Below are 8,373 nucleotides of genomic sequence, written 5' to 3'. Positions count from 1 at the left end.
AAGATGAAGAAATAGTACATTGGGCAATCAAATCTGTAGGAGCAGTACACTTAGCACAACGCCAAGTTAGCGAACTCAGCGATGGTGAACGCCAAAAAATTATGATTGCTCGTGCTTTGGCTCAGTCACCTATTGTTATGTTACTGGATGAGCCAACAGCGTTTCTCGATTTGCCGCGACGGGTGGAAATTATGCAATTGTTACGTCAGTTAGCGCGGGAAACGAATCAAGCGATACTTCTTTCCACTCACGATTTAGATTTAGCTTTGCGCCTTGCAGATAAAGTTTGGCTATTATCAACTAATGGTATTTTACACGTTGGTGCACCAGAAGATTTAGTGTTAAGTGGTGCGTTTGCTGATACTTTCCGTAGTGAAGGTGTAGAGTTTGATGTTGCTTCTGGAGAATTTCATCTCCATACATCCCACAAAGGAGAAATTAATGTCATAGGTGAGGGAATTGCAACTGTATGGACTATTCGTGCTTTAGAACGTGTAGGATTTCAAGTTCATCATAGTAGAAATAGCTTACCAATCTCGGTAGAAGTGATATCAAACTTCAAACAAGTTTGGTGGCAAATTACAAACAACAAGACTATATATACTTATCGTTCATTGTATGAATTGATAAAATTTTTAGATTGTTTATAGAAGCTTTGCTGAACCTCGCTATTTTTGCTTTGAATGTATTGCGTCTCAAGGATTCAAAAAATCTAAATGTTCTCCAGGTTGTGCTTGTAATTCTTGTAAACTGCCTTGTATTTTGACTCTACCTTGTTCTAACAATACAATCCAGTTAGCACGACTAATAACTCTGGGACGATGACTAATTAAAATAGTAGTCTGATGCTGCCGATATCGTAACAATCTATCAAGAACTTGTGCCTCACTTACTGGATCTAAACTAGCAGTGGACTCATCCAAAATTAGTATAGGTGGATTCACAATTATCGCCCGTGCGATCGCCAGTCTTTGTCGCTGTCCACCAGATAGATTCGTACCAAATTCTCCCAAAACTGTTTCATATTTATTTGGTAATTTATTAATAAACTCATCAGCCTTGGCAATTTGGCAAGCCTGTACTATTTCGGCAAATGTCACTTGAGGACAAGCTAAACGAAAATTCGCTAAAATAGTCCGACTCCAAAAGTGAGCTTCTTGGGCAACTAACATCACTTGTTGTCGCCAGCAACTCAAAGAAAGGTCGTCAAGATTATACAAACCAATACTAATATTGCCTGACTGTAATTTATATAAACCAGTGATTAATTTTGCTAAAGTACTTTTTCCGCAACCTGATTCGCCGATAATTGCTGTAACTTTCCCACCCGGAATTACAAGAGAAAAATCTTTGAGTAATTCTATTCTTCCTGGATGATGAAAGTTCAGATGACTACAAACAATATTGGCATCAGGAGTAATTTCAGCACTCGGTTTTTGGCTATCATCTGCAAATTCTGGGGTAGAGTCTATTACCTCTACAAGTCTCACTGTAGCCATTTGGGCGCGTGTCAAGGGATTGATATAGCTGAGGATAGTAATAATTAAAGTTAAAAAATTTCCACTTAAGGTATTAAAAGCAAGTAATTGCCCAATAGTTAATTCTTGGTCAATGACTAATAAACTCCCAAACCACAGTAAAGCAATTCTCCCAGTATTAGATAAAAAACTCGAAAAGTTATTATTGATAATTGCCATTTGCGTCGCCCGAAAACTAGCATGGGCAAGTTGTCCATAACGACTTTGCAATTCTTCCCAAAAATAGGGAGTTGAGTTAGTAGTTTTAAGAACGATCGCACCTTTAAAGGTTTCTACCAACACAGCTTGATTTTCACTACCTACTACTAAAACATTTTGAATTTTTTTGCGAATACTTGGTAATAAAGCCAGCGTTGCTACTACCAATACCCCAGCTATTATTATCGGGACTGCGGTGAGTTTCCAACTATAAAAGCACATAAAACTTAGGGAAACTATGGCAATAAAAAATTGACTTGGTAAAGTTACCCCAATTTGCGAAATTAACTGGTTGATTTCTTGAATATCCCGGACTCTGCTGACAACTTCACCACTGCGACGAGCTTCATAATAGGGAAGTGGTAGACGTAAAATGACTCTACCAAATTCCAAAATCATATCTAATTCTAAACGTTGAGCAAAATGGGCAATTAAATTTGATTGCACATATCGCAGTCCTTTTAACTCAGCACTCAGCACTCGGAACTCAGCACTCTTCATAGGAGATTCCAGCATTAACACGCAAGGAATACGTTTTGGTTCGGCTACTCGCAAAAGTCCGTAGCCAATACCAGCTAAACCAGTCATTAGTCCTGGTGTTTCTACCCCTAAAGGAACTCCGCAAAGCCAACCGTATTTGTTGATACTTTCGATGATGCTGCCAGAAATACTCTGAATTTGTGAATTCCACTGTTGATCGCCGAGAATTTCACGGGCTTGTAACAATAATTCTAAGTTTCCTAAATCACCATGACACAGACAGTGATTTAAACCAAATCCCTGTTTTAAGGTATTGTTAATAGTAGTGTATATTTCTGTTCGGGTTTGGGCATCATCTGCATATTTTAATAAACCTAACCGTCCTAGACCAATTCCCGGCGCACCATTACACCAAGTCGTCCTTAAAGAAACTTGATTGCGATTTTCTCCGGCTTCCACGACTTCAGTAAAATCTCGCACGTCGAACCAGTTACTCACACTAGGGAAAAAGTGATTGCGTTCGTAAGTAATTATCTTTAAGGCAGCAGTACGAAAACGTGCATCTTTGCTAATTAGGGCTAATTCCAGTAACGCCCAAGCTATACCTGCTGCACCATGAGCAAAGCCAATTTGTGGTGGTGTACCGTCCCAAGGCTTTTTTAGCAGTTTTACACCACATTCAACAGCAGTATCTAATATTAAATCGCAGGGAGTGCAGCGATACAAACTCAACAAACTACCAAGACAACCAGCTGCACCATCAACAATATCAAAATATTTATCTTTAGCTATCAATGGACGAATTTTTTCTACCCAACTCACCGCTACTTGCAGTAATTCTGGTTGTTCCCATAATATACCTAAGTGCGTCAGCGTGTATATTACTCCTCCCCAACCGCTAAAACCTCCAATTAATTTAATTGCGGCTTGATGCTGTTGTAGTTGGTTTTGTAAAGTATTAAATCCTGCTTGAGCTAGTTTAGTGTAACGTAACTCTTGTGTAATTTCACTTAAATATGCTAAAAATAAAATTACTCCAGGCAAGCCATCGTAAAGACTCCAACCCAAGGGAAGTAGCGACCAACGCCGTCCCCCTACTAAAGTTAATCCAATCCAAGTAGCTTCTTGTTGGTTGCCTAAAGCTAGTAACTCTAAATAATTCCCCACAGCAGATGCAGCAGATAGTATTTGCTCATGATTAGGAATTATTTGAGGTGCAGAGAAATGGTAGGTTTGCCATCCACCTGGATCATTTTTCAATGCAAGTGTTGTCAAAGAAGCACGGATAAACCAAAGTTGACGCTGTAAGTCTTGTTGATCTAACTTTTGTAGACGACTTTGCACCAGTTCCATTCCTGATACAGCAAAAAAATTTGTCATGCATTGACCATTACAAGTAACTAGATCGCGGGAAGTCGGACGGGTTGTAAATATCGGGATATCACCGCGCCATAAAGCAGCTTGTTCTGCGGCGATCGCTTCTATAAGATAAGGTTGATGTTCTACAGCTATCCACAATCGGTCAAAGTGGCGATCACGGTCTAAAGCATTTCGTAAAATATCAGGATGGTAACTCTCTTGCAATAATAAAGCATAAGTCCTGGTTGGACGCAAAATCACTCTGACTTCATCTTCTGCAAACCGAGTTAGTAATCCGTTTGCGGTTAATTCTTCTTGATGTTCTAAAAGTAATTGATAAATATTACTAAATCCATTGGTAATATCTTCAACATAATTGAGAATATTCACAGCGACATCATTCAAGCGCGGTTGATTTTGCTCGCCTTCTAGCTGACTTTCTTCTTTTATTAACCGCATTTCATCTGTGGCGATTCCTTCCCAAGTACGAGTGGGTTTAGGTAAAACTTGACTAGCTTCACCGCCTATTCCACTGATATCTACTCCTTCAAACTCAGAATTTGCCCATAGACGCTGGGGTAACAAACCAACACGCAAAACCGAATCAGTGAGATATTCTGTCGCAATTTTGATTGATTCTCCTAAATAATTCCGGCTCAAATGTGGATGAAACAGCGATTCTAAATCTACTAACACCGGATTTTCACCACAAGCAATCAAGTTTTCTGAATGAAAATCTGTCGCTTCTAACACATACAGTAGTGCTAAATAGCCACCAAGCCGCTGATAAAAACGTTGCACTTCTTGTTGAGAATTACAACTTTGGTAAGCGACAAATTCCACCCAACCATAAGTATCTCGCTGGATAATTTGCAATATGGGAAATAAGCAGTGTGCTTTTATATTTAACTTCTGAACTACCTGATTTACCCAAGTTAAGAGTTCCTGAAAATGAACATCTACAGCCAGGGATTTCGGCTTATAAACCACTTGCAAACCAGAGCTAAATTTGACAATCATTACCGAACTGCCACCGCGATGACTGTCACTGAGATTACCTTTAACTTCTACTAATACTCCTGGATAACTATCAGAACTAAAAGTATTACAGATTGCATCCCAGTCTGCACACAACCGTTGGAGAAATTCTAAACTCGAATTAACCCAGTTCTCAATACAAATTACTAATTGACGAGCTAGCACTGGGTATTCCTGCAAAAGCGCTAGAACTCTATCTTTTTGATACAAACGTTCTAAAAAGCTAAAAAACCTTTCCCTTGGTGTTTCTCCAGATAATAACCCTTGTAACCGTGCCACATTCACCTCTAACACCATTGTCGGAGTCAACATCTCAAATAACTGTTCTGGTAAAGCAGCAAACAGTATAGTTTTAATTTTGCTGACTTCAAAAGGTAGGGGTTTTTCTGGTGGTTGTTTTTCTACTAATGCTTGAATTCCGGCGTTTAGTCGATCTATTCCTTGACTAATTAATGGTTCAAAGCTGTACAAAAAGCCATCTGTCTCTTTCCCCAACAATAACTGCGTTGGTGGAATTACTTTTATATTTGGTGGCTGAGAACGGGTAAAAGCTTCTTTGATTGCTATCAACCATTCTGGAGACACTGTGCTGCGCTGTTGTACGGCTTGTGGCGATTCTGACAAAAGGTAGCGAAAATCACCTAAGTTTATACCATCTAATGCTAAACGCTGGACAAAATATGAATCATTGCCAAAACCAGCTTGCTTGCGCCAGCGTTCCTCTTTGGATCTTCCTAGTTCAACATCAAATTCACCCATAGGGGAATCTACCTGATGCCAAGATGTAATGCGATCGCGCAAAGTCTGTCCCTGATACCAAGCTGCTGCTTCCCAAAATAATTGATTCATCAAAGCACTCTTAGATGATAGTAATGATTATCAAAGTTGGTCGCGCCATTTTTTTATTACCCGGTTTGTCAAGTAATGTCTTTATGTAAAGATTCCGTAAAAACACTAACCATGTTCGCACTAAGTTTATAATGATTATCATTATCTAAAAAGCTGACAATAGTCAAGCACAGCTAGATCGAGATTGACGTTACTGGTTACAGAGTGGCATGAGTATCCAAAGTTTAAAAAAAGACTTGCATTTACCTGACAAGTCAAAAATCTGTTCGGTTGTTGCGATCGCAGCTGTTTCTTTCTCTGTATCTTTACCTGCAAATGCTAGTACTTTATATAACTTCCAGACCATAGATTTTCCAGGGCAAACGGAAACAGCCGTTAGTAGTATTAATAACTCAGGTCAGATGGTTGGGACTTTCACTGCCGGTCAGAGTGCCTTCTTATTTGATGGTAAAAAATTTACTGCCTTCAAACCTCCTGGTGCAGGTGAGGTTTATATTCCTGGTATTAACGACGTTGGTCAAATTGTTGGTAGTTTTTTTGATGCAGAAGACATTCCTCGCGCCTATATTAAAAAAGGTGATACGTACAAAATTATCAATTACCCCGCCAATCCTCCAGCAGTAACAGTAGGTGAAACCGGAATATCAGATATTAATAATTCTGGGGTTGCGGTGGGGTACTATTTCGATGAGGATTTTAAAATTTCTCGTGCATTTTATTTAGATACAAACACCAATACTTTTACACCAATTACTATTCCCGAAGCCACAGATCGTACTTATGCTTGGGGTAACAATGAATTGAATCAAGTAGTTGGTTCCTATCGCAGCGATAAAGGTTTTTATGGTTATTTCTTAGACCAAGGTGAGATTACCAAACTTGAGTTTCCCGGCTCTAGTTTAACTGCTGCTTATAGCGTCAATGATGCAGGTACAATTGTCGGCAGCTTCTTCCGTCAAGAGACTGGTCGGAATTTATATGGTTTTGTTTGGAATAATGGTGTTTTCACGGAAATAAAAGCACCCGGATCTACCCAAACATTTGTTTCCTCAATAAATGATTCTGGGGAGATTGCTGGTTATTACTTTGATACTGTGGGTGTCAAGCATGGGTTTGTGGCCACGAAAGTACCTGAACCGACCACAATATTTGGGAGTTTATTAGCCTTTGGTGTTCTCTTAACTAATTTAGTGGTCAAGCGTAAAGGAAATTACAGCAAACTGACTTGAAAGTGCTGAGTGCTGAGTGCTGAGTGCTGAGTAAGGGATGAGGGAGATGAGGGAGATAGGGAGGTGTGGGAAGGGTGGGAGGAAAGAAAAGAATTCACACTCCCCACACCCCCCACACTCCCCAGTTCCCAGTCCCCAGTCCCCAGCCCCCTATCATTTAGCTGGCTAAGTCAATACTAGTCTCATAGTTTTTCGGGCAACAATGTTTACAGGTCTTGGTATGGGTTGGTTCAGCCACAAGTCCACCTCCTAGCGAAGACATATCCTCATCTGTTAGTTCAATTAACCCAACTGGGTTTTCTGGTAGTTGTGCTTTTTGCTCAGGGCTGAGGCTAGCACGATACTCTTCGTCTTTCCAAGCACGGACGATATCTAAATTCGACATGGTATTTACCTCCGAGTAAAAAAGCTTACTTAGATGACCGTCAAGATTATACAGCTGATAATAATGATTATGATTATCAAAATTTGTAAAAAAGTTAAAATTAAAGCGTTTTGCGGCTTTCCTGTTCCCTGTTCCCTGTTCCCTTTTAATTCCTTAATTTATGCTTGATGAAACTAACCCCGACTCCCTACGCCCAGTTAAAAGTAATGAATTTCTTCCTCCCATCAGTGCTTGGGAAACTTGCGGGGGATTATTTTTATTTGCAACCGTAGCAGTGGGAATGCTATTGGCGGCTGTAATTCAATATCCGGTGATAGTGAGAACTAGCGGTGTTGTCCGTCCGTTGGGGGAAGTGCGTATTGTTCAAGCAACTACTGGTGGTACAGTGGAACGCATCGCAGTCAAAGAAAATCAGGAAGTAAAATCGGGGGATGCGATCGCTACTCTTAATGCTTCACAGTTGCAAACCAAAAAAAGTCAAATTTTGGGAAATATCCAGCAAAACCAACAGCAACTAATGCAACTAAATGCCCAACTTCGTACCTTAGATAGTCAAATCGCCGCAGAAACTAATCGCTCTAACCGTTCTGTAGCTTCAGCGAATGCAGAACTCGCCAATACCCAACGGGAATATGAACAAAAGCAACAAACTGCAACTAGCGATGTCCAAGAAGCCGCAGCCAATATTAAAATTGCCCAAAATGAGTTGCAAAAAGCCCAAGCCGAGTTAAAGTCAACTCAAGCACAAGTCCGAGCTACCCAAGCCGCGTTACAAGCTGCGATCGTCAGACGAAATCGGTATCAAACCATAGCTCAATCTGGCTCCATTTCTCAAAATCAATTAGAAGAAGTACAGTTAGCAGTGACGCAACAGCAGCAAGTTTTGGAGTCTCAAAAAGCGACTGTAGAAAGTCAAAGACAAGTGGTGGAAAGACAACAACAGGCGATCGCAGCTACTTATGCTAGACAAAAGCGAGTATTAGCGGCATTAAACCCCAGCAATGCTGTGCTATCAATCGCAAAAGAGAAAATTGCCCAAGAAAGCGCCACAAAAGCAGTGAGTTTGGCCAAGTTAAACCAAGAAAAAGAAAGTTTGCTACAACAGCAAGCCGAACTCCAAAACCAAATCTACAACGCCCAAAAAGAGCTAAAACAAGGTGAAAATGAACTGAGAATTAATCATTACTTTTCTACTTTAATTAATAGTTTTAATATCTTGATTGAATGTTTTTCAACTCAAGAGTTCCTGATTTTTCGCAAAGCTTTAGGTTCAGCGAGTGGATTTCAATCTACACAA

At 40.0% G+C, this 8,373-nt stretch carries 4 protein-coding genes and 2 pseudogenes; 3 read left to right on the top strand and 3 right to left on the bottom strand.

Annotated elements, in window-relative coordinates; translation table 11 throughout:
* Positions 1-650: ABC transporter ATP-binding protein (locus LC574_RS14930; RefSeq protein ID WP_229454248.1), on the top strand; the 650-nt coding region annotated here is incomplete at its 5' end.
* Positions 651-695: 45 nt separating this feature from the next.
* On the opposite strand, the pseudogene LC574_RS14925 reads toward LC574_RS14930, so the two are convergent.
* Positions 696-2,186, bottom strand: a pseudogene (locus tag LC574_RS14925) (peptidase domain-containing ABC transporter); the annotation flags it as partial.
* Positions 2,187-2,261: 75 nt separating this feature from the next.
* A pseudogene (locus LC574_RS14920) lies at positions 2,262-5,372 on the bottom strand (type 2 lanthipeptide synthetase LanM family protein); the annotation flags it as partial.
* 299 nt (positions 5,373-5,671) lie between these two features.
* Here LC574_RS14920 and LC574_RS14915 point away from each other — a divergent pair.
* On the top strand, positions 5,672-6,691 hold the full coding sequence (locus LC574_RS14915; RefSeq protein WP_229454247.1) for a hypothetical protein: 1,020 nt from the start codon (positions 5,672-5,674) through the stop codon (positions 6,689-6,691).
* 157 nt (positions 6,692-6,848) lie between these two features.
* Here the strand turns inward: LC574_RS14915 and LC574_RS14910 are convergent, their stop codons facing one another.
* Positions 6,849-7,076, bottom strand: a complete 228-nt coding sequence (locus LC574_RS14910) for a mersacidin/lichenicidin family type 2 lantibiotic (protein WP_229454246.1) — start codon at positions 7,074-7,076, stop codon at positions 6,849-6,851.
* A gap of 160 nt (positions 7,077-7,236) precedes the next feature.
* Here LC574_RS14910 and LC574_RS14905 point away from each other — a divergent pair.
* On the top strand, positions 7,237-8,373 hold a 1,137-nt coding region (locus tag LC574_RS14905), incomplete at its 3' end, for a biotin/lipoyl-binding protein (RefSeq protein WP_229454245.1).

Source organism: Nostoc sp. CHAB 5715, assembly GCF_020829685.1.
Taxonomy (GTDB): domain Bacteria; phylum Cyanobacteriota; class Cyanobacteriia; order Cyanobacteriales; family Nostocaceae; genus Nostoc.
This window is presented reverse-complemented; position numbering and strand designations above follow the sequence as displayed.